Here is a 13,632-nt window from a genome sequence, read left to right on the forward strand (position 1 = left end):
TTCGGCCAAGACCGCACGCCCGACATGTCCCGCATCCCGATCATGACCTGCGGACCGTCAACTTGGCTTTTTTTCAATGGAGTTGACCCAGGCCCCGCCCTCACAGCTTCCCGAGCCCGCACCTAGCTTCACCCCAGTCCTCACACAGCCCTTACGTCGAGGCTCCCCGGCCATGACACACACCACAGACGGCCTGGGGGCCAAGCCCGAGCACTCCAAGGAGAGCAGAGGCCACAAGAAGGGTCTGCACCGGCGGAAGTTCCTCGGCGGGATGGCCGGGGTGGGCCTCGGAGCCGTGGGGGCGGCAGGCGCCGCATTCTCCCTGCTGACCGAGGGCACCCGCAGCAAGGCGGCCGCCGCGACGGACGGCACCCTCACCATTCCGGACCTGCTGGAGGGCACCACCTCCGACGGCACCACCACCTTCACCCTGGCGGCACAGACCGGCACCGCCGTGGTGCTCAGCGGCGTCACCAGCAGCACCGCGGGTTACAACCAGTCGTTCCTCGGCCCCACCCTGAAGTGGACCAAGGGCGACACCGTGCTGCTGAACATCACCAACGGCCTCGCCGAGGACACCACCGTCCACTTCCACGGCGCCCACGTCCCGCCCACGATGGACGGCGGCCCGCAGAACGCCTTCTCCGCCGGGACGACCTGGTCCCCCACCTTCACGGTCCTGGACGAGGCCAAGACCCTCTGGTACCACCCGCACGCCCTGGGCACCACGGCCAAGCAGGCCACCCACGGCCTGGCCGGGATGATCATCGTCGAGGACGACTCCGACACGTCCGCCGCACTGCCCGGCGACTACGGCGTCGACGACATCCCGCTCGTCTTCCAGTGCCTGGCCGTGGACAGCGCCGGCGACATCAAGTACGACCAGAGCGGCTATCTCAGCTCCGGTCTCAGCTTCCCGCTGCTGGTGAACGGCGAGAACGTCGACGACACCACGCTCGCCTTCGCCGCCACCAGGACCCGCACCCGCTTCCGTGCGCTCAACGCCTCGCCGTCGGACATCATCACCCTCCAGCGCAGCGACGGCGGCACGCTGACCCGGATCGCCACGGACCAGGGCTATCTGACGGAGGCGGCCGAGGTGACCACCATCCGTCTGGTGGCCGGCGCCCGCGCCGAGTTCGTCATGGACGTCAGCGAGGACGTCACGCTCCAGGCCGTCATCACGACGGGCTGGATCCGCGGCGGCTCCGGTACGTACGACTTCCTCACCGTCACGGCGGGCGGCACCGACACCCCGGACGACCTGCCGAGCACGCTCAACACCATCGAGCGGTACGACACCTCCGACTTCACGGCGCGCGCCATCACCCTCAGCAACACGGGAGCGACCATGAAGATCAACGGTTCGGCCGGGCTCACCATGTCCAGCATGACCATGATCAGCACCACGCTGGGCGCGAAGGAGATATGGACGATCACCAACGCCAGCCAGCTGGAGCACTCGTTCCATCTGCACGACGTGCCCTACCAGCTCGTCTCGATCAACGGTGAGGAGCCGACCGGGGTCGATCTCGGCTGGTACGACACGTTCGAGGTCGTCGGCGGCGGGGAGATCGTGATCGCGATGGAGTTCACCGACTTCGCCGACGACACGTACATGTACATGCTCCACTGCCATCTGCTCCAGCACGAGGACGAGGGAATGATGGCCTCCCTCATGGTCACGGAGAGCTGACCGGAACAGATGGTCGCTCAAGACCCGTCAGCGGGCTGCCGCCGGCAGTGGACGTGCCGGCGGCAGACTCGAGCGGCGGCGTTACGTCAGCCCCGCCGCGCGGGCGCGCTCCACCGCCGGGCCGATGGCCTTCGCGACCGCCTCGATGTCCGCCTCGGTGGAGGTGTGACCGAGGGAGAAGCGCAGGGTGCCGCGGGCCAGGTCGGGCTCGGTGCCGGTGGCCAGCAGGACGTGGCTGGGCTGGGCGACGCCCGCGGTGCAGGCGGAGCCGGTGGAGCACTCGATGCCCTGGGCGTCCAGGAGCAGCAGCAGGGAGTCGCCCTCGCAGCCGGGGAAGGTGAAGTGGGCGTTGGCCGGAAGACGGCCCCCCGGCGCCGGGTCGCCGCCGAGGATCGCGTCCGGGACCGCCGTACGGACCGCCTCGACCAGGGCGTCGCGCAGGGCGCCGATCTCGAGCTCGAACCACTCGCGCTGCTCGGCGGCGAGGTGGCCGGCCACCGCGAAGGAGGCGATGGCGGGGACGTCGAGGGTGCCGGAGCGGACGTGGCGCTCCTGGCCGCCGCCGTGCAGGACGGGGACGGGGGTCCACTCACGGCCGAGGACCAGGGCGCCGATGCCGTACGGGCCGCCGATCTTGTGACCGGAGACCGTCATCGCGGCGAGGCCGGAGGCGGCGAAGTCGACGGGGACCTGGCCGAAGGCCTGGACGGCGTCGGCGTGCAGCGGGACGCCGAACTCCGCGGTGACGTCGGCGAGTTCGCGGACCGGCAGGACCGTGCCGATCTCGTTGTTGGCCCACATGACCGTGGCCAGGGCGACGTCGTCGGGGTCGCGGGCGATCGCCGCGCGCAGGGCGTCGGGGTGGACCCGGCCGTACGAGTCGACGGGGAGGTACTCGACCGTGGCGCCCTCGTGTTCGCCGAGCCAGTGGACGGCGTCGAGGACGGCGTGGTGTTCGACGGGGCTCGCGAGAACCCGCGTCCTTGCGGGGTCCGCGTCGCGCCGGGACCAGTACAGGCCCTTCACGGCGAGGTTGTCGGCCTCCGTCCCGCCGGAGGTGAAGACGATCTCACTGGGCCGGGCGCCGAGCGCCTCCGCGAGGGTCTCGCGGGATTCCTCGACCGTGCGGCGGGCCCTGCGGCCGGATGCGTGGAGGGAAGAGGCGTTCCCGGTGGCGCCGAGGTGCGCGGTGAGTGCCTCGACCGCCTCGGGGAGCATCGGGGTGGTCGCGGCGTGGTCGAGGTATGCCATGGTGACGCCGATTCTACGGGTCGCATGTGAGCACCCTCAGGCCAGGACCGGCCGCTGCCGGAGGTCTCAGAGGTTCCAGGACACCGTGCTGTCGAACTGCATGAACGCCACCAGGACCAGCAGGTCGGCCACTCCGAGACCGAGACCCAGGTAGGCACGGCCGCGGCGGGCGGTGCCGCGCCACAGGGCCACCGAGGCCAGGACGATGGCGATCGGGCCGAGGAAGACGTTGAGGACGAGAAGGCCGAGGAGGCCGAGGATGAAGGACGCCACGGCCATGCCGTCGGCATCGTGGGCGCCGGTGCGGGAGGTGGCCTGCGCGGTGAGCTGCATGGTGATCAGTGCTCCTGGGGACGGTGGGGCGGGGGTCAGTGGGCCGAGGTGCGGCGGCGGGCGTGGCGCTCGCGGAGCGCGAAGATGCCCAGCCAGACGGCGATCACCACGGCGGCGACGGCGGTGAAGGTGAGCGGCGCGTGGGCGACGGTGCCCAGGACGACGCCGAGCAGCATGAGTGCGGCGACGAGGAACAGCATGGGACGGATCCCCCTCCGAGATGGCTGTCGTTACGTTTGGGTGAACAGTTGTAGTTACAGTTGTTCACTGACTCCAGAGTCTAGCGCGTCACACGGCTTTCCAATTACGGAGAACAGTTGTTAACTGGATGACATGAGTCACACCCTCGGCATCCGGCAGGCACAGAAGCAGAAGACCCGACAGGCGCTCCTGGACGCGGCGTTGGCCCTGCTGGAGGAGCAGAGCCTGAGCAGCCTGGGCCTGCGCGAGGTCACGCGCGCCGTCGGCGTCGCCCCGACCGCCTTCTACCGGCACTTCCGCTCCATCGCGGATCTCGGCGCGGCTCTGGTCGAGGAGGCGCTGGGCAGCCTGCACCCGATGATCCGGACGACGGTGTCCGCGTCCGACGACCACGCTCAACGCATCGAGCGCGCCATCGAGTTGATCGCCGGCCATGTAGACGCGTACCCCGCTCATGTCCGTTTTATCGCCCGGGAGCGACATGGCGGAGTCCAGCCTGTCCGGGAGGCCATCCGGGAGCAACTCGCCCGGTTCGGCCAGGAGGTGAAGGACGAGCTGGCCAAGGACCCGGTGTCCGAAGGCTGGAGCGAGGACGACCTGCTAATGCTGGCCAACCTCTACGTCGACCAGATGCTGATCACGGCCTCACTGTTCCTGGAGGCCCTGGAGGCGTCCCCGGAGGAGCGGGAGCGCGTCTGCCAGGTGGCGGAGCGCCAGATGCGCCTGATCAGCATCGGCCGCGAACACTGGCTGGACTAGGGCCCGTCCACCTACACCCCGTCCGGGCAACGCACAGGGGCGGCACCCCCGTTCACCGGGAGCACCGCCCCTGTCGTACGACGTCGGGGTCAGCTCTTCGTCGCCGCCGCGCTCGGCGCTCCGCTGGGCGCACCGCTCGGGGCCGTGCCGCCGCCGGGTCCACCGCAGCCGCCCATGCCGCCGCCGGGGCCGCCCTGACCACCCTGGCCGCCGCCGGGACCGCCGCTCGGCATCCCGGAGGGGTTGCCGCTGGGCGCGCCCGACGGCCGTGCGGTGGCGTTGCCGGTGGGGGCGCCCGAGGGGGCACCGCTCGGCATGCCGGACGCGTTGCCGGTGGGCGCCTGGCAGTTCTGCTGCCCGCCCGAGTTGCCGTTGTTCGAGGTCGACGACGAGTCGCCCGAGCCACAGGCCACCAGGGCGAGGGGCGAGAGCGCCAACAGGGCCACGGCGGGGAGAAGACGCACACGCTTCATGAGAGACAGCTCCAGGGAGGATGAGGAAGTCCTGAGGTCGGGAACTCTCGCAACGGCCCCTGAGCCTTCATTGAGTCCGGCCTGTCCCCCGCCTGTGCGCAAGGCAAAGCGCGGCTAAAGCACCCTGTCCGACCTGGACTTCTCCTCCGGCCTTCGGCCTACTCGCTGGTACAAGCCCGTGACAGAAGCGGCCGCGCGGGCCACCTCCGCACGCACCTCGGGCGGCGCGAGCACCTCCACCCGGTCCGAGAACTGCAGGAGTTGACGGGCCTCGCCGACCACGCCGAGGGACAGCCGGGCCGTCACCCACGCGCTCTCGCCGTCGTCGTCGGGGAGTTCGGCGAGATACGGGGCCATCAGCCGCAGAAACAGGTCGAGTCGGTCGCGGCGGACCCGGACGGTGACATCGATGCCGCCGGGACGCTCCTCGACCTGGCGCCGCAACACCTCCCAGACGTCGGCGAGTTCGACACCGGGCCGGCGCTTCACGGGGTCGTCCAGAAGAGCCGCGGAGTGCACCCGGTCCGCCCGGAACAGCCGCGGCAGGCCCCGCCGGTCGGCGACCAGGTACCAGACGCCCGCCTTGGCGACGAGGCCGTACGGGTCGACGGTGTACGCGCGGGTCTCCCGCTCGCCGCTGTGCCGGTAGCGCAGCCGCAGCCGCCGGTCGGCGAGGACCGCGTCCTGGAGGGTCGCCAGGTCGACGGACCGCTGTGGTCCGCCCTTCCAGCGGGTGGCGTCGACCAGGATGCGGCGTGCGGTGGCCTCGGCGGCCGGGCGGTGCGGGGCGGGCAGCGCGGCCATCACCTTGCGCAGCGCCGAGCCGAGGGCGGAGTCCAGGCCGAGGGCCGCGTGGGCGCCCTGGGCGGCCAGGATGAACAGGGCGCGGGACTCGTCGGCGGTCAGGCCGGTGACGTCCGTACGGAAGCCGGCGAGGAGTTCGATGCCGCCGTGTCGCCCGCGCTCGGCGTAGACCGGGACACCTGAGGTGGAGAGGGCTTCGATGTCCCGGTAGATGGTGCGGACGGAGACCTCCAGCCGGGCGGCGAGTTCGGAGGCGGTCACGCGGCCGCGGGTCTGGAGCAGGAGCAGGATCGACAGGAGACGGTCGGACTTCACCGGGACAGGATCTCGCGTGACCGATCGAAGCAGTCCCGCGCCCATGGGTGGGTCAGGGCAACCTGACCCTGGCAAGCTGACGCGACTGGGCCACCAACCTGTCCGCGCTGTCCCAGACCTCCGCGTCCTCCTCCAGGAAGCCGCCGGCGAGGTTGCGGGTGGTGATGGAGACGCGCAGCGGACCCGGTGCCGGGCGGCAGCGGATGTGGACGGTGAGCTCCACCGTGGGCACCCAGCCCTTGATGCCGATCTCGAAGGCGGTGGGCGGGAGCGCGTCCACCGCGAGGAGCAGCGAGAAGGGGTCGGCGTCGCGGCCGTCGGCGAGCCCGAACCAGGACCGCATCTCGCCCTTGCCGGACGGGGCACCGAGGGCCCAGCCCAGGGTCGAGGGGTCCAGCTTGAGCATCAGCCGGTCGGTGATGGCGGAGCTGCCCTCGACGGGAGCAGGGCCGTCCTGGGGGCCGAAACACTGGTCCATCGGCGGGATCACCGGCGGCTCGGCCATCGTACGGACGTCGTCGGGGAGGGAGTCGAGGTCGCCGTAGGAGGCGAGGACGCGGATTCGCTCGACCTCCTTGCCCTCCTCGTCGTACTGGAAGAGCGAGGCCTGGCCGGTGGAGAGGGTACGGCCGGTGCGGACCACGTCCGTGCGGATCACCGCCGGTCCGGGCTGGGACGCGGTCAGGTAGTGCGCGGAGATCGTGAACGGGTCGGCGTGCGGCAGGGCGTCCGCGAGAGCGCGGCCCAGGACCGCCAGCAGGTAGCCGCCGTTGACGGCGCTGATGATCGTCCAGCCCGCGGAGAGGTCGATGTCGTAGACGCCGGGTGCACGGCGGGTGACCGCGGTGTCCCGGTCGAACTCGCTGTCGCCGATGGTGGCACGCGTGACGGAGGCTGCTTCTGGCATGCCTGAACGGTACAACAACCAACTACTAAGCGGTAGCTTTTCTCGCGTCACCGACAGGCCGGTCCAGGTGAGACGAGGGCAATTCTTCGGTAAGTGTCCGTACTCGTCCGTAAACCCAGGTCCCGGCATCCCCCTCTACAGGGACATGAGCCTCACCGGGACCGCGTTCCTCTACACACTGATCGTGCTGTCCGTCGTCGCCCTCGTGCTGCCGCTCGCCCTGTGGTCGCGACTGCGGGGCCCCCGGATCGCACGCGCCGCCGCCCGCGTACTGATGGTGCTGTTCGCCCAGGGCACGGCCGTCGGCCTCGTCTTCGCGGTGGTCAACAACCAGAACAACCTGTACGACAACTGGGCCGACCTGCTCGGCACCGGCAACCACGTCCAGCAGGCCGCGAACCTGGGCGCCGACGGCACCGGCGGCATCTCGCTGAAACGGTTGCCCAGGGTCGAGCAGCACTTCACGAAGGCCACCGGACCCGGCATGCACGGCGTACGGGTGACCCAGCTCAAGGGCCGGGTCTCGGGCGTGAACGCCGAGGTCTACGTCTGGCTGCCGCCGCAGTACGGCACACCCGCCTACCGGCACCACAAGTTCCCCGTGGTGGAGCTGCTGTCGGGCTATCCGGGCTCGGCGAAGGCCTGGTTCGGGTCACTGCACGCGGTGAACCAGCTGCGGCCGCTGATGCGGCAGGGCCGGGTGGCGCCCTTCATCCTGGTCGCCCCGCGTATGAACCTGCTGGCCGGGGTGGACACCGGCTGCGCCAACATCACGGGCACGGTGAACGCCGACACCTGGCTCAGCGTCGACGTGCCGAAGATGGTCACCGACAACTTCCGCGCCCAGGCCGGTCCCGCGGGCTGGGCGGTGGCCGGGTACTCGGCGGGCGGGCACTGTGCGACGAAGCTCGCCGTCGCCCACCCCGACCGCTACCGGGCCGCGGTCAGCATGTCGGGCTACAACGACCCGATCGCCGAACACAACTCGCTGGCCACCGAGACCCCCGCCCTGCGCCGCGCCAACAACCCCTACCTGCTGCTGCGCGAGGCCCGTACCCCACCCGCGATCGCGCTCTACCAGTCCGGCCAGCCGGGCGACGGCTACGAGGCGGCCACCGGTCTCGAACAGATCGCGAAGGCGCCGACCACCGTGCACGTCGTCTACATCCCGAAGAGCGCGGGCGGCCACAACATGGCGTTGTGGCAGCCGCAGGTGGTCCCGGCGTTCCAGTGGCTGACCGAGGAGATGGGGCTGCTGCACGGCCGGGCGGGCACTACTCCTCACGCACGGTCGATCGCCGGTTCCACGCCCGCGGAGCTCGCCAGTGGAACCGCATCGCGAGCAGGCGCAGTACGAAGGCGGTGAGGGCCGCGAGCCCGCTGGTGAACGGAGAGAGCGCGTCGTAACGGATGCACAGGGCGACCATGGTGGCGCCGACGATCGCCGGGACCGCGTACAGGTCGCGGTCCCACCGCAGCAGCGAGGGAACCTCGTTGGCGAGCACGTCCCGCAGGACACCGCCGCCGACGGCGGTGGCGAGACCGAGGGTGACGGACTGGGTGAGGCCGAGCCCGTACTCGTACGCCTTCGTCGTCCCGGCGACGCAGAACAGTCCGAGGCCGGCCGCGTCGAAGACGTTCACACCGGCCTGGATGCGCTCCACGTGCGGGTGCAGGAAGAAGACCAGCAGGGCGGCGAGCAGCGGGGTGACGAAGTAGCCCAGGTCCGTGAAGGCGGCGGGCGGTACCGCGCCGATGATCAGGTCCCGGAACAGCCCTCCGCCCAGCGCGGTGACCTCGGCGAGCACGGCGATGCCGAAGACGTCGAAGTTCTTGCGGACGGCCAGCAGCGCGCCGGAGATGGCGAACACGAAGATGCCGACGAGGTCGAGCGTGTGCTGGACGGAGGGGCTGAACAGTTGCTGGAGCACACCACATTCTTGCGCAGGGGCTTTTACCGGGCCGGTTTGCCCGTCGTGAAGAGCCAGGTGCGGAACAGGTCGTCCAATTGCTGTCCGCTGACCTTCTCCGCGAGCCGGATGAAGTCGGCGGTGTCGGCGTTGCCGTAGCGGTGGAGCTTGGTCCAGGCCGGCAGCAGCTTGAAGAACGCCTTGTCGCCGATCCGTTCGCGCAGCACCTGGAGGGTCATCGCGCCCCGCTGGTACACCGCGGACGCGAACATCGTGTCGCGCTGCGGGTCGCCGACGGTGATCTGCCAGAACGGGTTGTCGGCGGGGCGGGCGTCGTAGCCGGCGAGGAAGGAGTCGTGGGCGCTGCGGGTGCCCTTGTGCTCGGCCCACAGCCACTGGGAGTAGGTGGCGAAGCCCTCGTTGAGCCAGATGTCCTTCCAGTGCGCGACGGAGACCGAGTCACCGAACCACTGGTGCGCGAGCTCGTGCACGATCGTGGTCTCGTTGCGCACCGCCGAGTACACCGGCTTCGACTGCACCTCCAGCGAGAACCCCGCCTGCGGCATGTCGTCGACGATCGCGCCGGTCTCCTCGAAGGGGTACGGCCCGAAGACCTGCGACCAGTAGTCGGTGGCCTCGGCGGTCACGCCGTACACGTCGACGTTGTTGCTGTTCTCCAGCACCGGGTCGATGGCGGTGTAGATGGGGATGCCGCCGGGGGTCTTCCCGGTGCGTACGTCGAACTTCCCGATGGTGGCGGTCGCGAGGTAGGTCGCCATCGGCTTCTTCTCGCGCCAGTGGGTGTACGTCGAGCCGCCCTTGTCGTACGTCGACACGAGCCGGCCGTTGGAGACCGCGGTCAGGCCCTTGGGGGTCCTGATGCGGATGTCGTAGGTGGCCTTGTCGGAAGGGTGGTCGCTGGACGGGAACCAGGTGGACGCGGCGTTGGGTTCACAGGCGACGAAGACGCCGTCGGGGGTCTTCATCCAGCCGTAGTCGGAGCCGAAGACGATGGGGCCGCTGAGGGGTTCGGGGACGCCGCCGTAGGTGACGGCGACCGTGAAGTCGTGGCCCTTGCGCAGGGATTGGCGCGGCGTGATGCGGATCTCGTCGCCGTCGCGGGTGAACTGGGCGCGTCTGCCGTTCACTTCGACTCTCGTGACCTCGAGTTTCTGGAGGTCCAGGTCGAAGGAGGAGAGGTTCTGGGTGGCGCGGGCGGTGAGTGTCGTACGGCCGTCCAGACGGTCGGTGTCCGGGTTGTACGCCACGTCGAGGGTGTAGTGGCGGGCGTCGAAGCCGCCGTTGCCGAGGAGCGGGAAGTATGGGTCACCGATGCCGGGGGCGCCGGCGGCGGGGCCTGGGGAGGCCGCGATGACAAAGAAGGAAGCCGCCGCGGTCGCGACGGCTCCTAAGCGTGCCGAACGGGAGAGTCCCATCGTGTCGTCCCTCCGAGCCTGTGCCGATAAGTCGGACACGGACGACTCTTCACTCTCCCGTTCGGGCATGTGCATGACTTTGCCAACTCGTCATGCGTTACTTGTCGGTTGACTCCTGACCGTCGTCTTCCGCTTCCTGGACGCCGGTGGCGGGCGTGGTCCTCGCTCCCGGGCCGGTCTTCGCGGACGTGGCTTCGGCGTCGGCCGTGGCCTCGGCCGCGGGCTTCTCGGCCGAGGTCTCGGAAGGCTCTGCCTCCTGGGAGCCCTCCACCACCGCCGCGACCGCCGCCGACGTCTCCGCCGACTCAGCCAGGACCTCCTCGGCGACCAGCGCGGCCGCCTCCTTGGCCACCGACAGGAGCACGGTGTCCTGCGGGGCCTGGTCCTCGAAGTTCTCCGGGTGGTGGCAGGCCACCCGCTGGCCGGGGCGCAGCTCGATCAGCTGGGGCTCCGTCGTCTTGCAGATCTCCGTGGCCTTCCAGCACCTGGTGTGGAAGCGGCAGCCCGAGGGCGGGGAGATCGGGGACGGGACGTCGCCGCGCAGCAGGATGCGTTCCGACTTGGTGCCGCGGCGCTTCGGGTCCGGCACCGGGACCGCCGACATCAGGGCCTTGGTGTACGGGTGCATCGGCGCCTCGTACAGCGAGGTGCGGTCGGCGAGTTCGACGATCTTGCCGAGGTACATCACCGCGATGCGGTCCGAGACATGCCGTACGACGGACAGGTCGTGCGCGATGATCACGTACGTGAGGCCGAGCTCCTCCTGGAGGTCGTCCATCAGGTTCACGACCTGCGCCTGGATCGACACGTCCAGCGCGGACACCGGCTCGTCCGCCACCACCAGCTTCGGCTTCAACGCGAGCGCGCGGGCGATGCCGATGCGCTGACGCTGGCCGCCGGAGAACTCGTGCGGGTAGCGGTTGAAGTGCTCGGGGCTCAGGCCCACCAGCTCCAGCAGGCGCTGGACCTCCCTCTTCACCCCGCCCTCGGGCTCCACGCCCTGGAGCCGGAACGGCGCCGAGACGATTCCGCCGATGGTGTGCCGGGGGTTCAGGGAGCCGTACGGGTCCTGGAAGATCATCTGGATGTCCCGCCGCAGCGGACGCATCCCGGCCGCGTTCAGCCGCGTGATGTCCTGGCCCTCGAAGTGGATCGAACCGCCGGTCGGCTCCTGGAGGCGGGTGATGACCCGGCCCATGGTCGACTTGCCGCAGCCCGACTCGCCGACCACGCCGAGGGTCTCGCCCTTGCGCACCTCGAAGTCGATGCCGTCGACCGCCTTGACCGCACCGACCTGGCGCTGGAGGACGCCCTTGCGGATCGGGAAGTGCTTCTGGAGGCCCTCGACCTTGAGCAGTATCTCGCGCTCGTCGGGGGCGGCCGTCACGTCCGCGTCCGTCTTCTTCGTCTCACTCACAGCTTCGGCGCAATCTCTTCGGTCCAGATCCGCGTGCGGTCCTCCGGCGAGAGGTGGCACGCGGAGAAGTGCCCGCCGCCGACCTGCTGGAGCTCCGGGCGCACGGTACGGGTGACATCGCCCTTGGGGATGTCCGCGTACGGGCAGCGGGGGTGGAAGGCGCAGCCCGAGGGGACGTTGATGAGGCTCGGCGGCTGGCCCTTGACGGGGATGAGCCGCTCGGAGGTCTCCCGGTCGATGCGCGGCATCGAGCCGAGCAGACCCCAGGTGTACGGGTGCTGCGGCCGCTCGAAGACGTCGTCGACGCTGCCCCGCTCCACGCACCGGCCGCCGTACATCACCAGGACGTCGTCGGCGATCTCGGCGACCACACCCAGATCGTGGGTGATGAGGACGACCGCGGAGCCGAACTCCTTCTGCAGATCCCGGATGAGGTCGAGGATCTGCGCCTGGACGGTGACGTCGAGGGCGGTCGTCGGCTCGTCCGCGATGAGCAGTTCGGGGTTGTTGACGAGCGCCATGGCGATCATCGCGCGCTGGCGCATACCGCCGGAGAACTCGTGCGGGTAACCGTCCACGCGCTTGTCCGGCTCGGGGATGCCGACCCGGTCGAGCATCTCGATCGCCCGCTTGCGAGCGGTCTTCTTGTTGACGTCCTGGTGGACGCGGTACGCCTCCACGATCTGACTGCCGATCGTGTAGTACGGGTGCATCGCGGACAGCGGGTCCTGGAAGATCATCGCCATCTCGCGGCCGCGCAGCCGGCGCACCTCGTCCGGGTCGGCGGAGACCAGTTCCTTGCCGTCCAGCCAGATCTCGCCGGACATCTGGACGTTCTTGCCACGTGCCCCGAGCCGGTGCAGGCCCATGATCGCCAGCGAGGTGACGGACTTGCCGGAGCCCGACTCGCCCACTATGCAGAGGGTCTTGCCCTTCTCCACCTGGAAGCTGAGCCCGTCGACGGACTTGACCAGGCCGTCGTCGGTCGGGAAGTGCACCTTGAGGTCGCGGACCGCGAGGAAGGCGTCGGGAGCGTTTCCGGGAGCCGGCTCGCCCAGGGCGGCACCGGTCTTGGAGAGTTCGGTCACGAGAGCCTCACCCGCGGGTCGGCGGCGGCGTACAACAGGTCCACCAGGAGATTTGCGATCACGACGAAGAAGGCGGCGAGCAGGGTGACGCCGAGGATCGGGGGCAGGTCGTTGTCGGTGATGCCCTGCACCGCGTACTGGCCGATGCCGGGCAGCGAGAACACCGTCTCGGTGATCACGGCGCCGCCGAGCAGCAGGCCCAGGTCCATGCCGAAGACGGTGATGATCGGGGTCAGCGCGGCCCGCAGCCCGTGCCGGGCCACCACCTTGCGCTCCCGCAGGCCCTTGGCGCGGGCCGTGCGGATGAAGTCCTCGTTCATCGTCTCCAGCATGCCCGAGCGGGTCAGCCGCGCGTAGATGGCGGAGTACAGCAGCGCCAGCGAGCACCAGGCCGGGAAGAGTGTGTTGGCCCACTGGGCCGGATTCTCGGTGAACGGTACGTAGGTTCGCCCGAAGATCGGCCACTGGTAGGTGAAGAGCAGCAGCGCCAGGTTGCCCGTGAAGAACATGGGCAGCGAGACACCGGCGAGCGCGACGCCCATGAAGGCGCGGTCGAAGAAGCTGCGGGGCTTGAGCGCGGAGATCACGCCGATCACCACACCGGACACCAGCCACATCACGGCGGCACCGGCGGCCAGCGAGACGGTCACCGGAAGGCGCGAGGTGAGCTGCGGCCACACCGCGACGTGGTTCTTGAAGGAGTAGCCGAAGCACGGCGCGTCACAGTGCGCCGTCGTGGGGCCCAGGTTGTAGGTGGCGCCGGACACGATCCCCTTGATGAAGTGCCAGTACTGGGCATACAGGGGCTCGTCCAGACCGAGGTTCTGCTTGACCGCGGCGATGTCGGCCTTCGTCGGACTCTTTCCGATGTACTGCTGCGCGAGCTGGTCGGCGGTCTGGCCGGCCATCCGCGGCAGCAGGAAGAAGATCGCGAAGGTGACCGCGGTGACGACCAGCAGCAGGATCACTGCCGCGAACGTCCGACGGAGGATGTACGAGATCACGGGGACCGGCGCTGGTGCCCGCGGGCCGCGAGGCCCAC

General features: G+C 69.8%; 14 protein-coding genes. 3 read left to right on the forward strand and 11 right to left on the reverse strand.

The features are described from left to right. Positions 1–172: 172 nt before the first annotated feature. Positions 173–1,696, forward strand: coding sequence for a multicopper oxidase family protein (locus RNB18_RS14325; protein WP_311714477.1), 1,524 nt, complete (start codon positions 173–175; stop codon positions 1,694–1,696). Positions 1,697–1,777: 81 nt separating this feature from the next. Here RNB18_RS14325 and RNB18_RS14330 read toward each other — a convergent pair whose 3' ends face one another. The 3 genes from RNB18_RS14330 to RNB18_RS14340 form a co-directional block, all read right to left on the reverse strand. Beyond that, entirely contained in the window at positions 1,778–2,947 is a 1,170-nt protein-coding gene (locus tag RNB18_RS14330; protein WP_311714478.1) for a cysteine desulfurase family protein, read from the reverse strand. Positions 2,948–3,013: 66 nt separating this feature from the next. Beyond that, entirely contained in the window at positions 3,014–3,280 is a 267-nt protein-coding gene (locus tag RNB18_RS14335) for a DUF4190 domain-containing protein (RefSeq protein WP_311714479.1), read from the reverse strand. A gap of 35 nt (positions 3,281–3,315) precedes the next feature. Continuing rightward, the gene (locus RNB18_RS14340; protein WP_266559313.1) at positions 3,316–3,480 is read right to left on the reverse strand and encodes a hypothetical protein; all 165 of its coding nucleotides are present in this window, start codon (positions 3,478–3,480) and stop codon (positions 3,316–3,318) included. Positions 3,481–3,613: 133 nt separating this feature from the next. Between RNB18_RS14340 and RNB18_RS14345 the strand changes: the two genes are divergently transcribed. Then, positions 3,614–4,240, forward strand: a complete 627-nt coding sequence (locus tag RNB18_RS14345; RefSeq protein ID WP_311714480.1) for a TetR family transcriptional regulator — start codon at positions 3,614–3,616, stop codon at positions 4,238–4,240. An 89-nt stretch (positions 4,241–4,329) separates the two neighbouring features. On the opposite strand, the gene RNB18_RS14350 is transcribed toward RNB18_RS14345, so the two are convergent. The 3 genes from RNB18_RS14350 to RNB18_RS14360 all read right to left on the reverse strand — a co-directional run bounded on the left by RNB18_RS14350 (position 4,330) and on the right by RNB18_RS14360 (position 6,739). Further along, the gene (locus tag RNB18_RS14350) at positions 4,330–4,713 is read right to left on the reverse strand and encodes a hypothetical protein (RefSeq protein WP_311714481.1); all 384 of its coding nucleotides are present in this window, start codon (positions 4,711–4,713) and stop codon (positions 4,330–4,332) included. Between the two features lie 114 nt (positions 4,714–4,827). Beyond that, positions 4,828–5,832 (reverse strand): helix-turn-helix transcriptional regulator, encoded by a 1,005-nt coding sequence (locus RNB18_RS14355; protein ID WP_311714482.1) that lies wholly within the window; start codon positions 5,830–5,832, stop codon positions 4,828–4,830. A 52-nt stretch (positions 5,833–5,884) separates the two neighbouring features. Beyond that, positions 5,885–6,739: a thioesterase family protein gene (locus tag RNB18_RS14360; RefSeq protein WP_311714483.1), complete on the reverse strand. Its 855-nt coding sequence runs from the start codon at positions 6,737–6,739 to the stop codon at positions 5,885–5,887. Between the two features lie 145 nt (positions 6,740–6,884). Here RNB18_RS14360 and RNB18_RS14365 point away from each other — a divergent pair, with 145 nt between their 5' ends. Beyond that, positions 6,885–8,105 (forward strand): alpha/beta hydrolase, encoded by a 1,221-nt coding sequence (locus RNB18_RS14365; RefSeq protein ID WP_311714484.1) that lies wholly within the window; start codon positions 6,885–6,887, stop codon positions 8,103–8,105. On the opposite strand, the gene RNB18_RS14370 is transcribed toward RNB18_RS14365, so the two are convergent. The 5 genes from RNB18_RS14370 to RNB18_RS14390 all read right to left on the reverse strand — a co-directional run bounded on the left by RNB18_RS14370 (position 8,014) and on the right by RNB18_RS14390 (position 13,594). After that, the gene (locus RNB18_RS14370) at positions 8,014–8,670 is read right to left on the reverse strand and encodes a trimeric intracellular cation channel family protein (protein WP_266527251.1); all 657 of its coding nucleotides are present in this window, start codon (positions 8,668–8,670) and stop codon (positions 8,014–8,016) included. The genes RNB18_RS14365 and RNB18_RS14370 overlap by 92 nt on opposite strands. A gap of 23 nt (positions 8,671–8,693) precedes the next feature. Next, positions 8,694–10,085 carry a M1 family metallopeptidase gene (locus RNB18_RS14375; RefSeq protein ID WP_311714485.1) on the reverse strand — a complete coding sequence of 464 codons (1,392 nt, stop codon included), beginning with the start codon at positions 10,083–10,085 and terminating at the stop codon, positions 8,694–8,696. A 97-nt stretch (positions 10,086–10,182) separates the two neighbouring features. Then, positions 10,183–11,502: an ABC transporter ATP-binding protein gene (locus tag RNB18_RS14380; RefSeq protein WP_311714486.1), complete on the reverse strand. Its 1,320-nt coding sequence runs from the start codon at positions 11,500–11,502 to the stop codon at positions 10,183–10,185. Continuing rightward, the gene (locus RNB18_RS14385; RefSeq protein ID WP_311714487.1) at positions 11,499–12,590 is read right to left on the reverse strand and encodes an ABC transporter ATP-binding protein; all 1,092 of its coding nucleotides are present in this window, start codon (positions 12,588–12,590) and stop codon (positions 11,499–11,501) included. Before RNB18_RS14385 ends, RNB18_RS14380 begins: the two co-directional genes overlap by 4 nt. Continuing rightward, positions 12,587–13,594, reverse strand: coding sequence for an ABC transporter permease (locus RNB18_RS14390; protein WP_311714488.1), 1,008 nt, complete (start codon positions 13,592–13,594; stop codon positions 12,587–12,589). Before RNB18_RS14390 ends, RNB18_RS14385 begins: the two co-directional genes overlap by 4 nt. Positions 13,595–13,632 lie beyond the last annotated feature (38 nt).

It is taken from the genome of Streptomyces doebereineriae (assembly GCF_031845645.1).
Taxonomy (GTDB): Bacteria; Actinomycetota; Actinomycetes; order Streptomycetales; family Streptomycetaceae; genus Streptomyces; species Streptomyces canus.